Genomic DNA, 14,145 nt, shown 5'->3' on the forward strand with positions numbered 1-14,145 from the left:
CTGAGGTTTCAAACGGCGCGTATACGCCTGTAAGCCTTGTTTGCCAAGCCTGAAAGGACGTCAGCCGCGTTGAAGTTTTACCGGTTCCGAGCGGCACAATCGGATCATGTGTGCCATGAACGGTACCATCGTGTCTTCGTCCCGTGTTGCGGCGTACATCTGCTTGCGCAGACCACCTTCTGTCAGCGGTTTCGTGACGAAATCTGGATTGCGCTTTACATCCCCCAACACCCAATCTGGCAGAACCGCGACCCCGCGTCCTGCCGCGACAAGCATCAAGATCACCTCGGTCATCTCAACCTGTCGGGTGCCGCGCGGCTCGATCCTTTCCGGGGTCAACAAGCCCGTAAAAACATCAATTTTCGAACGATCCACCGGATAGGTCAGCAAAAGCTCCTGCTCGAAATCCTCGGCAACAATATAGTCCTCATCCGCCAATCGGTGCCCTGCCGGTGCCACAAAACGCGGCTCGTAAGCAAAAAGCGGAGAGAAGGTGATGCCCGCCATAGCAACTGGGTCCGAGGAAATGACAAAGTCGACTTCCTCGCGCCGCAGGGCTTCGATCGCATCAAAGGCAAGGCGCTGGCGGATATCCAGATCCACCTCCGGCCAAGCATGGCGCAGCTTGTCGAGCACTGGAAACAACCAGTCGAAACAGGCGTGGCACTCAATCGCGATGTGTAAACGGCCAGAACGTCCGGACTGCAGCGCCCGGAACTCTTCTTCTAGGCGGTCGATCTCGGGCAGCACCTGTTCTGCTAACCGTAAAAGCTTCATCCCCGCCGGGCTAAGGCGCATCGGCTTGGTGCGACGATGAAACAGCTCCATCCCGACTTGATCTTCCAGCCCCTTGATCTGGTGACTTAACGCGGATTGCGTAATGTGCAGGATATCTGCCGCACGGGCCAGAGATCCGGATTGGTAAATGGCCCGGATGGTGCGCAGATGGCGAAACTCGATGTACATGCATGATCCTCATGTTCTTTTTGAGAATTATGAATTTGTCTCACAATCGCCAATGAGGCACAAGAGGACAACGCCGCAAAACTGACGCCGAGGATACTATGATTACGCCCAATATCTCGTTCGAGTTCTTTCCCCCGCAATCGCTGGACGCCTCGTTCCGTCTTTGGGAAACCGTGCGTCAGCTGGCGCCGCTGGATCCCAACTTTGTCTCGGTCACCTACGGCGCAGGTGGCACCACGCGTGAACTGACCCATGATGCGGTCGGCACGATCCATAAACATTATGGCCTGAACGTCGCGGCGCACCTCACTTGCGTAGATGCCAGCCGCGAAGAAACCCTGGCCATTGCGAAAAGCTATGCCGAAGTTGGCGTAACGGAAATCGTTGCCCTACGCGGCGACGCTCCGAAAGGAACTGACCATTTCGCCCCCCGCGAAGATGGTTTCGAAAACTCGGTCGAGCTGATCGAAGCCCTTGCAAACACCAGTGATTTCCACATCCGCGTGGGTGCCTATCCCGACCCGCACCCAGAAGCATCGGATCTGGATGCCGACGTCGCATGGCTGAAGCGCAAGGTCGATGCGGGCGCAGGCTCGGCCATCACGCAGTTCTTCTTTGAAGCTGACACGTTCTTCCGCTTCCGCGACAAATGCGAGAAGGCCGGGATCGACGTGCCGATCATTCCGGGCATTCTGCCCATCGAAAACTGGAAGGGCGTGCGTAAGTTCGCCGAGCGTTGCGGTGCAACGGTACCAACTTGGTTGGATGATGCCTTCCATAAGGCTGAACGCGACAACCGCACCGACCTTCTGGCCACAGCGATCTGCACCGAGCTGTGTTCGGATCTGATCGAGGGCGGCGTTGAAGACCTGCATTTCTACACGCTGAACAAGCCCGGCCTGACCCGCGATGTTGCGCATGCTCTGGGGGTCACACCGCAGATCAGCCTGGCAAACGTAGCCTGACACGGGACACCACGACGTCACAAACACTGTGACCCAGCGTAAGACTTGCGCCTATATGAACACGACCTAGCCTTTCTGAAGACCCCTTCGGAAAGGCTTTTTCATGCTGAATGCGACCTCGTTTGACCAATTGCCAACCCTTGACGTCACGGCCTCGATGTCAGGGCTAGAGTTCATGCAAAGTGTCCTGAACGGCACCTTGCCCGCGCCGCCGATTGGCAAGCCGCTGAACTATCACCTGCATGCGGTCGAAGATGGAAAAGTCACGTTCCACGGCACCCCGAACTTCGAGCATTGCAACCCGATGGGCACCGTTCATGGTGGCTGGTACGGCACGCTTCTAGACAGCGCCATGGCCTGTGCAGTGATGACCCGCGTTCCGAAGGGATCGGTCTATACCACTTTGGAATACAAGGTGAATATCCTGCGCCCGATCCCACCCGGCATGTTGATCGAGGCCACGGGTCAGGTGCAGCACGCGGGACGCTCGACCGGGATTTCCAATGGCGAGATTCGGGGCGTCGAGGATGGCAAGCTGTATGCCACCGGCTCGACCACATGTATCATCATGAAAGTTGCCTAGAGCGCCAGCGACTGCACCGTCACTGTTTCAATCGCGCCATAGCCGTTGAACCGCGTGACGGTCGCAAAGCTGTAAGCCCCCATGCCCGCGATCAGAAGATAGTCTTCTTCGGCCAAATCGTCAGGAAGCCGTAGCGGATCAGGCAACTGGTCGATGGAATCGCAGGTCGGCCCGAACACAACGCGCTTTTCCAACGCGCCTGTGTGCAAGTCGCCATCGGCGCGCACAGTTTTCAACCGATCCGGCACCCCAATGGACGGCGCTTCCGACAATGCGCCATAAATCCCGTCATTCAAATAGACGGCACCGTCTTCGCGGATGGCTTTTACACAGGTGGCAAGGCTGAACGCCTCGGCCACCATGGCGCGGCCAGGCTCGCACACCAGTTCGGGCGCGTCTTCGCCAAACTCCACCACCACAGCGGCGTGAATGGCGTGAAAGATCGCCTCGAGATCCGGGGCGATACCGCGATTGGCGGCAAAACCGCCGCCCACATTCAGCCGATGCAGGCGAATGCCCGCACGTTTTGCCACATCGGCACATTGCGACACATACGCCACCCATGCTGACGGGTCTGCGCATTGCGTACCGGGGTGAAAGGTCATGGAGGGGATGAAACCCGCCGACTTTGCGTGCGTAAGAAGGGCGACCGCCAGATCAGGGTCAGCACCAAACTTCGCGCCGAAATTATAGGCCGCTCCTTCGACGGGAAGCGCCAGACGTACCGAAACTTCAACACCCTCTGGGGGAACCTGTGCGATCAGCTTATCCAGCTCGCGCGCACTGTCCACGGAATAGGATTGTACGTTCAGGGCGACGGCCTGAGCGATCTCGGCGCGCGAACGGACGGGATTGTTATAGTGCATCTCGACATCACGAGATACAGCACGAAGCGCCAGCATCTCGGCCGGGCTGGCCACATCGAAGGCCTGCAGGCCTGCAGTCACGAGGTTCTCCAACACCACAGGTGTATCGTTGGCTTTGACCGCATAGGTCACCAGCCCATCGAAGCCTGCGATGAAGCGGCGCGCCGTCGCCTGCAACACGGCTGGCGCGAAGTACATGACCGGCTGCATTGGGCGCTCGGTTTTAAGGTGGGACAAGGGGGTCAGCCAAATCGAGGGTTGTCTGCTCATGGTCTTATTTCCGGGATCCTGTTGACGCTAACCTTAGAATCACAAGTCGCGCCGTCGATTTCCAGTGGCACTCCGGGCGATTTGTCGCTTTAATGTCGTCATATTGAAGGAAAGATCTGACAAATGGACGATACAGACCGCGAACTTTTGGCCCAGCTCGAAGGCAACGCACGACTGCCGGTAGCAACTCTGGCACGACGCCTAGGGCTGGCACGATCGACCGTGCAGGCGCGGATCGAACGCCTTGAAGAGAAAGGCATTATTGCCGGCTATGCGCTTCGATTGGGGGACGCGGCGCGCGGGGATCGCATCCGCGCGACGGTGTTGATCTCGATCGAACCACGCTCGACCCCGGCGGTATTGGCGCGTCTGAAAACCCTGACTCAGGTCGAAGCCGCCCACACAGCGTCCGGTCGCTGGGACATGGTGCTGCAACTGGCGGCACCATCGACTGCTTTGCTGGACGAGGTGCTGGACGCGATCGGTGAAATTGATGGGGTGAAGGGGTCGGAAAGTCTGATCCACCTCTCGACGCGGATCGACAGGTTGGGTTAGGATCACCGCAATAGATTAAAACCTTTCAAGGAAAATACCGTGGATTTTAAAGACTTTAAGACCCATCGCACCGCTCCGATTGAGGGTCAGAAACCGGGGACGTCCGGGCTGCGCAAGAAAGTCGCGGTATTTTCCGAACCGGGTTATCTGGAGACCTACACACAGGCGATTTTCAACGCGATTGACCCCGCGGGAAAGACCTATGTTCTGGGCGGCGACGGACGCTTTTTCAACAGCGAGGCCATCGTCACGATCCTGCGCATGGCCGCTGCCAATGGGGTAACAAAAATCATCCTCGGCCAAAATGGCATCCTGTCGACCCCGGCGGTCAGCCACCTGATCCGCAAACGTGGAGCGGATGGGGGATTCATCCTGTCAGCCAGCCATAATCCGGGCGGACCGAACGGCGATTTTGGGCTGAAGTACAACACCGCCAATGGTGGCCCCGCCCCGGAATCGATCACCGACAAGATCGTTGCCTGTGCCGAGACGATCTCGGAATACCGGATCTCGGGCGACCTGCCCGAAACGCTTAAAACCCTAAGCGATCTGGGCAGCTATACCGTCGATGACATGGAGATCGAGGTCGTCGATCCGGTCGATGACTATGCCGCGTTGATGGAAGACCTGTTCGACTTCGATGCGATCCGCAAGATGATCAGTTCTGGATTCACGCTGCGCTTTGATGCCATGCACGCGGTCACAGGACCTTATGCCATCGAGATTTTGGAGCGCCGGCTTGGTGCGACCACGGGCTCGGTTGTGAATGCTATCCCCCTGTTGGATTTCGGCGGCGGGCATCCGGACCCCAACCCGGTTTGGGCCAAAGACCTGTTCGATCACATGCACGGACCGGACGCGCCGGACTTCGGAGCAGCCTCGGACGGGGATGGTGACCGCAACATGATCGTCGGGAAAGACATCTATGTCGCGCCATCCGACAGCTTAGCCGTATTGGCGGCAAACGCACATCTCGCCCCCGGTTATGCGCATGGGATTGCAGGCGTTGCGCGATCGATGCCGACCTCGGCGGCGTCGGACCGCGTGGCAGAAAAACTGGGGATTGAAGCGTTCCAAACTCCGACGGGCTGGAAGTTCTTTGGCACCCTGCTGGACGCAGGCCGCGCCACTCTATGTGGCGAGGAAAGCGCGGGCACGGGCTCGGATCATGTGCGCGAAAAAGACGGGCTGTGGGCGGTGCTGTTGTGGCTGAACATCCTTGCAGTTCGCGGTGAAAGTGTGGCCGACATTCTTCTGGACCACTGGCAGACCTATGGTCGCGATTACTATTCCCGGCATGATTACGAGGGGTTGGACACGGACGCTGCGAACGCGTTAATGGCCGAGCTGAAAGACAAGCTGCCCACCCTGCCCGGCCAGACGGCCGCAGGGCTAAACGTGATCGCCGCAGAAGATTTTGCCTATACCGACCCGATTGACGGCTCTGTCGCCACGGGACAAGGCGTTATCCTGACCTATGCAGGCGGCGCGCGCGCAATGCTGCGTCTGTCAGGCACCGGAACCGAGGGCGCAACACTGCGCGTTTATCTGGAGCAATACACCGCCCCTGACGGCAACCTGATCCGCGACACGCAAGAGGCCCTGTCAAATGTTGTTGCCGCCACATCGCAGGTGGCAGGCATTCAAAAGTTGCTAGGTCGCACGGGACCGGATGTTGTCAGCTGAGCGGAAACACCAACTCTGACATACTCAGATACACAAAACGCCCAGCACTATGCCGGGCGTTTTCTCTTTCAAACCGAAGGGGTGACTACCCTGTCACTTCGGTGCACGTACCGCGACCCCAGCCAGATTTGGCGCCCGAAGCCGAGAAGTCAAAGTGACCGTCTTTCAGGTTTACGTTGTAGTGCAGCGTATAGCTGTAGTCGTCGCTGAACATCAGATAGGTGACCGAGTCGAGCCCCGGATAGACACTGGCGGTCTTCTTTTCACCACCCATCATCAGATGACCATCTTTTCCGCCATCAATGGCCACCAAGGTCACGGTCATTTCGGGCATTTTCCCGTTCGGAACCTCGCAGTTGAAGGTCTGTTCTTGCGCCAAAGCCATAGTCGGGGTGAGGGCCAGAAGAAGAAGTGCTTTTTTCATTAGTGTTCGCCTGTTGATCCGGGTTTCCGTCAGACAGCATAGATTGATCCGTCGCGTGGGCAGAACTGCTACGGGTTGAATATGGCATCATTTTGTCGAAACCCCTTCCAACCGTTACCAATGTTAACCATTTTTTGGATGCCCCGATTTCACGGTCTTTTCAGACAATTTCACCATTCACCTATCCCGCAAGTGCGGGCGGGGTTTCCCTTTGCTGCCCACTTGGGTAAACGGTCTTTAATTTATGAGATTTAGGACGACCACCATGGCCATGGACAAGACCTTCGACGCGGCAGCTGCCGAAGCACGCATCTATAAGACTTGGGAAGACGCTGGCGCCTTCAAGGCTGGCGCAAACGCCAAGCCCGGCGCCGATAGCTTCACCATCATGATCCCGCCGCCCAACGTGACGGGCGCGCTGCACCTTGGCCATGCGTTCAACAATACGCTGCAAGACATCCTGATCCGCTGGCACCGCATGCGCGGCTTCGACACTCTGTGGCAACCCGGTCAGGACCACGCGGGCATCGCCACGCAGTTGCAGGTCGAAAAGATGCTGGCCGAGACGGGCCAGCCGGGCCGTCGTGAACTGGGCCGCGAAGCCTTTCTGGATAAGGTCTGGGAATGGAAGGGCGAATACGGCTCGACCATCATCGAACAGTTGAAACGCCTTGGCTCGACCTGCGACTGGTCACGCAACGCCTTCACCATGGCCGGTGCGCCGGGTGACCCGCGCGTCGGGCACGAGAACTCGGCCGATTTCCACGATGCCGTTCTGAAGGTCTTCGTGGACATGCATAACAAGGGCCTGATCTATCGCGGCAAGCGTCTGGTCAATTGGGACCCGCATTTCGAAACCGCGATTTCGGATCTCGAGGTCGAGAACATCGAGACCCCCGGCCACATGTGGCACTTCAAATACCCGCTGGCCGGTGGCGCGACCTACACCTATGTCGAGAAGGACGAAGACGGGAACATCACGCTGGAAGAAGAGCGTGACTATATCTCGATCGCCACGACCCGCCCGGAAACCATGCTGGGCGACGGCGCTGTTGCCGTGCACCCCGAAGACGAACGCTATGCGCCTATCGTCGGCAAGCTGTGCGAGATCCCGGTTGGCCCGAAAGAGCATCGCCGTCTGATCCCGATCATCACTGACGAATACCCGGACATGACCTTCGGGTCTGGTGCCGTGAAGATCACCGGCGCACATGACTTCAACGACTATCAGGTCGCCAAGCGCGGTGGCATCCCGATGTATTCGCTGATGGATACCCGCGGTGCGATGCGGGCCGATGGCCTGCCCTACGCAGACGAAGCCGCAACCGCCCAGCGCATCGCAAACGGCGAAGAAGGGTTTGACGAGGCGAAGATCGCCGCGATGAACCTTGTCCCGGATGAATTCCGTGGGCTGGATCGTTTCGAGGCCCGTAAGCTGGTGGTCGATCAGATCACCGCCGAGGGTCTGGCCGTGATGATCACCAAAACCGTCGACGTCGACGGCGAGGACGTCACCGGCACCGTGCCCTACGTTGAAAACAAACCGATCATGCAGCCCTTCGGCGACCGCTCGGGCGTTGTCATCGAGCCGATGCTGACCGACCAGTGGTTCGTGGATGCCGAGAAGATCGCCGGCCCGGCGCTGGACGCTGTGCGCAATGGCGACGTGAAGATCATGCCGGAAAGCGGCGAGAAGACCTTCTATCACTGGCTCGACAACATCGAGCCGTGGTGTATCTCGCGCCAGCTATGGTGGGGACACCAGGTGCCGGTTTGGTATGGCCTTGATCTGTCTGGCAAGGGCTTCAAGGACGACGAGAACAACAGCGAGCTGGATCTGGTCGAAATGGGCCGCCTGCTTCTGGACCAAGATCTTCTGCCCGGTCACGAGCACAGCCACTGCGCCCACGACTTCGACGCCGTCGCGCCGCATTTCGACGAAGTTCTGGTGACGCTGCCCGCACCGCTGAACCACGCCCGCGTGGTCGAAGTGGCCACCCGCGCCGAAGCGACGCACATGTTGGCCGAAACCCTTGCAACCTATGAGACCTCGCAGGATCCGACCAAGCTGGTTTACCCGGTATGGCGCGACCCCGACGTGCTGGACACATGGTTCTCGTCGGGTCTGTGGCCGTTTGGCACTTTGGGCTGGCCGCAGGACACGGACGAGCTGAACCGCTTCTTCCCGGGTGACGTGCTGATCACCGGTCAGGACATCCTGTTCTTCTGGGTCGCCCGGATGATGATGATGTCTCAGGCCGTGTGCCACAAAAACCCGTTCCACACGGTCTATCTGCACGGGCTGGTCCGTGACGAGAAGGGCAAGAAAATGTCCAAGACCACGGGCAATGTGATCGACCCTCTCGAGATCATTGACGAATACGGTGCGGACGCTTTGCGGTTTACCAACACTGCCATGGCTTCGATCGGGGGCGTGTTGAAAATGTCCAAGGATCGTGTGGCTGGATACCGGAATTTCGGCACCAAACTTTGGAACGCTGCAAGATTTGCGGAAATGAACGACTGCAAACCGGTCGCTGATTTCGACCCCACAAGCCCGACGCAGACGGTGAACCGCTGGATCGTCTCGGAAACCGCGAAAATCCGCGAGGATGTGGATGCCGCCCTGACCGCCTATCGTTTCAACGACGCCGCGCATGGGCTTTACGCCTATGTCTGGGGCAAAGTCTGCGACTGGTATGTCGAATTCTCAAAACCGCTTCTGAACTCGGAAGACGAGGCTGTGTTGGCCGAGACCCGCGCCACCATGGCTTGGGTCATCGACCAATGCCTGATCATGCTGCACCCGATCATGCCCTTCGTGACCGAAGAGCTGTGGGGCCAGATCGCCGAACGTCCGAAGATGCTGATCCACGCTGATTGGCCGGAGTATGGCGATGAACTGTTGGACGAAGACGCTGCGCGCGAGATGAACTGGGTGATTTCGCTGATCGAAAACATCCGTAGCGCCCGCTCGCAGATGCACGTCCCCGCCGGTCTGAAAATCCCGGTGATCCAGCAGGAACTGGACGCGGCTGGCCGCACCGCTTTGGAAAACAACCAAGCGCTGGTGATGCGCATGGCACGTGTCGACTCGATCACGGAAATGGCCGAGTTGCCCAAGGGCTGCATCACCGTTGCGGTCGCTGGTGGCATCTTTGCTCTGCCGCTGGCCGAGATCATCGACGTGGACGAGGAAATCGCGCGGCTTGAGAAGACACTGGGCAAACTGGCCAAGGAACTGGGTGGCCTGCGCGGGCGTCTGAAGAACCCGAAATTCGCGGAAAACGCTCCGGCCGAGGTATTGGCCGAGACGCAGGCGAACCTAGCCGCCCGCGAAGAGGAAGAGGCGACGCTGAACGGCGCCCTCGCCCGTTTGAAAGAAATCTAAGGGACAGGCCGGGGCAACCCGGCCTTTTCTTTTTGTGGGCGGCTACGGCACCAGCCGCTCGACCGCGCGCATCATCCCCATGGATTTGTCATAGACCAACGTCAAAACTCGGCGCATCGGCGGTGTTTTTGCGGCTTGCACAGCCACCTGAGGAAGCCGTGTGGCGGCCCCAGCAGCAGCGGCAGAGGCAAGAAAGGTTCGACGGTTCATCCCGGACATAAGGCGTCCTCCACTTATTAAGAACCATTCTTAACTAACAACGATCCACGCAATTTCAACCTTGCCGGACCGCGCCTGCCCTGCTCTAACCTGCATATGACCAAGACCTATGCCCGCCTGACGCCGCTTGCCGACAGCCTGCCCTCAACCGTGCCCTTTGTCGGTCCTGAAACGCAGGAACGCGCCCGTGGCCGTGCGTTTGCCGCCCGACTTGGCGCAAATGAGAACACGTTTGGCCCCTCGCCCAAGGTGATTGCGGCGATGTCCGAAGCCGCGGGCGGCGCCTGGATGTACGGCGATCCCGAGAACTTCGATCTGCGCCACGCGCTGGCTGACCATCACGGCATCGCGCCCGAGACCATACTGGTCGGCGAAGGGATCGATGGAATCCTTGGATATCTGGTGCGGCTGATCATTGGACCGGGCGACAAGGTCGTGACCTCGCAGGGCGCGTATCCGACCTTCAACTATCACGTTGCCGGCTTTGGCGGCGTGTTGGAGACAGTGCCCTATCAGGACGATCACGAGGATCCCGAAGCGCTGATTGCCAAGGCGACCGAAGTTGGGGCCAAGTTGGTCTATATCGCCAATCCGGACAACCCGATGGGGACGTGGCATGATGCCGAGACGATCCAGCGCATGATCGACGCAGTGCCCGAAGGTTGCCTGTTGGTGCTGGACGAAGCCTATATCGAATTTGCCCCGGAAGGGACCGCGCCCACTCTGAACACGGATGACCCGCGTGTGATCCGGATGCGTACATTTTCTAAGGCATATGGCATGGCTGGCGCACGAGTTGGTTATGCGATTGGGCAGGCCGAGCTGATTACCGCCTTCAACAAAATCCGCAACCATTTCGGCATGTGCCGCATCAGTCAGGCTGGTGCGCTGGCCGCGTTGAAGGATCAACCTTATCTGGCGCAGGTCGTCGCGAATGTTGCGGATGCGCGTGCCCGGATCGACCAGATCGCACAGGACAACGGCCTGACCACCCTGCCCTCGGCGACCAATTTCGTGGCGGTAGATTGCGGACGGGATGCCGAATTTGCAAAGGCTGTTCTGGATCAATTGATCGCGCAGGATATGTTCGTGCGTATGCCCTTTGCGACCCCGCAAAACCGGTGCATCCGCATTTCAGCGGGACAACCGGAAGAACTGGATGTGTTCGCGGCCGTCCTGCCCAAAGCACTGGCCGCAGCCCGCGCCTAAACTTCTACGAGGATCTCGGCGGCGGCGGGCAACGCACCCTCGCCGTGCTGGATGCCCAGCACTGTTAGGCCCAGATGAAAAGCGGACAGCGCGCACATCACCACCGGTGCGTTCACATGCCCTATGTGGTCCAGACGGAAGAACCCGTCGCCTTTCGGGTCATCTAGCGTCGGGATGCCAAGACCACTGCCAAGAGCGCCGGTATTTCGCTCGGTCCAAGTACGCAAATCGGCGCAACGCGGTGCACCAATATGCAACAAGGTCACAGCATTCGAGCGAAGCGCTGGGTCGTCCACGTTCATTTGAAGCGGACCTTCAACGCCAAGCGTCCACGGGCATGAAACGGCCCTGTGCTTGTTTGTGACGCACGGACAATATACATCCCGTAAGTACCCCTTTGGGCAGATTATTAAAACTGGACCGGAACCGCATGTTCAAGACCTTGTACGCCAAGATCAAACGCCGAGAACGGGCGTGGAAAAACGGGTTCGGGATGGATATTTCGACGCCTGAAGGCCGGCGCGCCGCGCGGCGCCACAACAACCTTGTGGACCACGCTTTCCTTCGTCGAATCTTGCCGAACCGCTATCAGTTGTCGCCGGATGCTTGGCGGTCAAACCAGCCCGACCCAGTGCATTTTCCGGCGCTTCAGGCAGCGGGTATCAAGACGGTGATCAATCTGCGGGGCGAGGATATCTACTCGTATTACCTGTTCGAGGTCGAAGCCTGTCACGACTTCGGAATGACGCTGATCAATCACAAGATGAGAGCGCGTTTTCTGAAAGAACGAGAACGCTATCTCGAACTGCTCGACATCATGGAGCAGGCGGAAAAGCCGTTTCTAATCCACTGTAAATCGGGCGCGGACCGAACAGGCATTGCAGCGGCGCTGTATCTGTTGGACCAATGCGGCGCGAGTATTGACGAGGCTCGCGCGCAACTGTCGCTGAAATATGCGCACCAACGCTGGTCGAAAGCGGGTATTCTGGATGCCATGATTGAAGCCTATGCTGAGTATCACAAGAATGATCCGATCTCGATCCGAGACTGGCTTGAACAGCACTATGACCCCGAGGCAATCACCCAAGCCTTTCAGGCCAAACGGAAAAAGTAATGAGTTCTGAGACCGCCCAAACCGACCAAAAAGAGATGATCCGCTGGATGTGGCGCGGCTATATGCGCGCCTATCGGTTGCCGCTTGCGTTGGCGATGCTTCTGATGCTGATCGAAGGGCTGGCGCTGGGTGGCTTGAGCTACATGATCAAGCCAATGTTCGACGTGGCGTTTTCGTCAGGTTCGACGCAGGCCATCGTGGTCGTGGCTTTGATCGTCGCAGGCATCTTCGTAACCCGAGCTTTTGCCGCCTTCGGCCACCGCGTTCTAATGGTCCATGTGGGCCAACGCGTCGCGGCCAAACTACAGTCGGATATGGTGGCGCACATGCTGTCGCTGGACAGCAGCTATTTCCGCGACAACTCGCCCGGAACGTTGATGGAGCGTGTGCGCGGAGACGCGCAGGCCATCGCCACGATCTGGGAGGTCGTTCTAGCCGCCGTGGCGCGCGACGTGGTGTCGCTGCTGGCACTTCTGGGCGTTGCCATGTCGATTGATTGGCTCTGGGTCGTGGTGGCAGTGGCTGCCGCCCCGGTGCTGACCTATCCGATGGGCATCCTGCAAAGACGCGTACGCAAAACCACGACCGACAGTCGTGGAGCTGCGGCGCAGATCTCGACCCGGTTGGACGAAATCTTTCATGGCATCAACTCGATCAAACTGTCCGGCACAGAGCGTCACGAACAATCCCGCGTCGACCGCGAAATCGACGTATTTGCCAAGACCCACCTGCAAAGCCAAGCCAATCAGGGTGCCATCGTCGCCTTGATCGACATCATCGCTGCCGTCGGCTTTTTCGGCGTGCTGGTCTATGGCGGATTGCAGATCAATGCGGGTGTAAAAACCGTGGGCGAGTTCATGAGCTTCTTCACCGCCATGGCGCTTGTCTTTGATCCGTTGCGCAATCTGGGCAAGGTCTCGGGCGGCTGGCAAGCGGCCAAGGCCAGCCTGACGCGCATTCGCGACGTGTTTGCCCAGCATCCGTCAATCCTGTCCCCTGCCAAGCCCGCGGCCATTCCAAGCAAAGCTGCACAGGCCGATATCGTGCTCGACAACGTGAATTTTTCCTATGGTGAAACCCCCATTTTGCGCGGTGCAAGTTTCATCGCCGAAGCAGGAAAGACCACGGCATTGGTCGGCGCATCTGGTGCCGGGAAAAGCACCGTGTTCAACCTGCTGACCCGACTTGCGGACGCTAAAACTGGCAAGGTCAAGATCGGGGATGCGGACGTGACGGCCCTGCCGCTGGACCAACTGCGCGGGCTTTTTTCCGTGGTCAGCCAAGAGGCACTTCTGTTCGACGAAACCCTGCGCGACAACATCCTGATGGGGCGCGAGGGCGTGGACGAGAAAGCGATGAAACACGCGCTGGACACAGCACACGTCTCAGACTTCCTTCCGCGGCTCGAAAACGGGCTGGACAGTCAGGCGGGACCGCGTGGATCGAACCTGTCCGGCGGGCAGCGCCAGAGGATTGCCATTGCGCGTGCAGTGCTGCGTGATGCGCCGGTGCTCCTTCTGGACGAGGCGACCTCGGCGCTGGACACCAAATCCGAGAAACTGGTGCAACAGGCGCTGGACACGCTGTCCAAAGGGCGCACGACGCTGGTCATTGCACACCGTCTGTCCACTGTACGCGATGCCGACAAGATCGTTGTGATGGATCAGGGCCGCGTTATCGATCAGGGCACGCATGACGAACTGCTGGATCGCGGCGGTCTATATGCGCAGCTCTATAACCTGCAGTTTCAGGATGGCAACGGCGACGCACCAAACAAATCAACCACGCGCAAAGACAAAGTCTATCTGCCCAAGGAAACCAAGGAACCGCCTCGCTGGTCGTTCCGAGGCATTCTGTCGGGCAGCTTATGGCGCAAGCGCAAGGACTGACCCTTGGA

General features: G+C 58.8%; 13 protein-coding genes. 8 read left to right on the forward strand and 5 right to left on the reverse strand.

All coding sequences use genetic code 11. The features are described 5' to 3' along the window. Positions 1–60: 60 nt before the first annotated feature. Complete coding sequence (locus ALP8811_RS09885) at positions 61–966, reverse strand: LysR family transcriptional regulator (RefSeq protein WP_108856945.1); 906 nt, start codon at positions 964–966, stop codon at positions 61–63. A gap of 98 nt (positions 967–1,064) precedes the next feature. Here ALP8811_RS09885 and metF point away from each other — a divergent pair, with 98 nt between their 5' ends. Both metF and ALP8811_RS09895 read left to right on the forward strand, forming a co-directional pair. Then, complete coding sequence (gene metF, locus ALP8811_RS09890; protein WP_108856946.1) at positions 1,065–1,931, forward strand: methylenetetrahydrofolate reductase [NAD(P)H]; 867 nt, start codon at positions 1,065–1,067, stop codon at positions 1,929–1,931. A 103-nt stretch (positions 1,932–2,034) separates the two neighbouring features. Beyond that, complete coding sequence (locus tag ALP8811_RS09895) at positions 2,035–2,514, forward strand: PaaI family thioesterase (protein WP_108856947.1); 480 nt, start codon at positions 2,035–2,037, stop codon at positions 2,512–2,514. Here the strand turns inward: ALP8811_RS09895 and ALP8811_RS09900 are convergent. After that, on the reverse strand, positions 2,511–3,650 hold the full coding sequence (locus tag ALP8811_RS09900) for a type III PLP-dependent enzyme (protein WP_108856948.1): 1,140 nt from the start codon (positions 3,648–3,650) through the stop codon (positions 2,511–2,513). The two genes, ALP8811_RS09895 and ALP8811_RS09900, sit on opposite strands and share 4 nt — an antisense overlap. 123 nt (positions 3,651–3,773) lie before the next feature. Between ALP8811_RS09900 and ALP8811_RS09905 the strand changes: the two genes are divergently transcribed. Next, positions 3,774–4,205 carry an Lrp/AsnC family transcriptional regulator gene (locus ALP8811_RS09905; protein ID WP_108856949.1) on the forward strand — a complete coding sequence of 144 codons (432 nt, stop codon included), beginning with the start codon at positions 3,774–3,776 and terminating at the stop codon, positions 4,203–4,205. Between the two features lie 39 nt (positions 4,206–4,244). Then, on the forward strand, positions 4,245–5,891 hold the full coding sequence (locus ALP8811_RS09910; RefSeq protein ID WP_108856950.1) for an alpha-D-glucose phosphate-specific phosphoglucomutase: 1,647 nt from the start codon (positions 4,245–4,247) through the stop codon (positions 5,889–5,891). 85 nt (positions 5,892–5,976) lie between these two features. On the opposite strand, the gene ALP8811_RS09915 is transcribed toward ALP8811_RS09910, so the two are convergent. Then, positions 5,977–6,315, reverse strand: coding sequence for a hypothetical protein (locus ALP8811_RS09915; RefSeq protein WP_108856951.1), 339 nt, complete (start codon positions 6,313–6,315; stop codon positions 5,977–5,979). A 265-nt stretch (positions 6,316–6,580) separates the two neighbouring features. On the opposite strand from ALP8811_RS09915, the gene ALP8811_RS09920 reads away from it, so the two are divergent. Beyond that, the gene (locus tag ALP8811_RS09920; RefSeq protein WP_108856952.1) at positions 6,581–9,706 is read left to right on the forward strand and encodes a valine--tRNA ligase; all 3,126 of its coding nucleotides are present in this window, start codon (positions 6,581–6,583) and stop codon (positions 9,704–9,706) included. A gap of 42 nt (positions 9,707–9,748) precedes the next feature. Here ALP8811_RS09920 and ALP8811_RS09925 read toward each other — a convergent pair whose 3' ends face one another. Beyond that, positions 9,749–9,925, reverse strand: coding sequence for a twin-arginine translocation signal domain-containing protein (locus ALP8811_RS09925; RefSeq protein ID WP_108856953.1), 177 nt, complete (start codon positions 9,923–9,925; stop codon positions 9,749–9,751). Positions 9,926–10,021: 96 nt separating this feature from the next. Between ALP8811_RS09925 and ALP8811_RS09930 the strand changes: the two genes are divergently transcribed. After that, positions 10,022–11,134 (forward strand): pyridoxal phosphate-dependent aminotransferase, encoded by a 1,113-nt coding sequence (locus ALP8811_RS09930; RefSeq protein WP_108856954.1) that lies wholly within the window; start codon positions 10,022–10,024, stop codon positions 11,132–11,134. Here ALP8811_RS09930 and ALP8811_RS09935 read toward each other — a convergent pair. Further along, positions 11,131–11,436, reverse strand: a complete 306-nt coding sequence (locus tag ALP8811_RS09935; protein ID WP_108856955.1) for a pyridoxal-phosphate-dependent aminotransferase family protein — start codon at positions 11,434–11,436, stop codon at positions 11,131–11,133. The genes ALP8811_RS09930 and ALP8811_RS09935 overlap by 4 nt on opposite strands. Positions 11,437–11,564: 128 nt before the next feature. On the opposite strand from ALP8811_RS09935, the gene ALP8811_RS09940 reads away from it, so the two are divergent. Together ALP8811_RS09940 and ALP8811_RS09945 are read left to right on the forward strand one after the other, a co-directional pair. After that, entirely contained in the window at positions 11,565–12,248 is a 684-nt protein-coding gene (locus ALP8811_RS09940; RefSeq protein ID WP_108856956.1) for a tyrosine-protein phosphatase, read from the forward strand. Next, positions 12,248–14,137: an ABC transporter ATP-binding protein gene (locus ALP8811_RS09945; RefSeq protein WP_245924612.1), complete on the forward strand. Its 1,890-nt coding sequence runs from the start codon at positions 12,248–12,250 to the stop codon at positions 14,135–14,137. The genes ALP8811_RS09940 and ALP8811_RS09945 overlap by 1 nt, the downstream gene beginning before the upstream one ends. Positions 14,138–14,145 lie beyond the last annotated feature (8 nt).

The sequence above is a fragment of the Aliiroseovarius pelagivivens genome (assembly GCF_900302485.1).
Classification (GTDB): Bacteria; Pseudomonadota; Alphaproteobacteria; order Rhodobacterales; family Rhodobacteraceae; genus Aliiroseovarius; species Aliiroseovarius pelagivivens.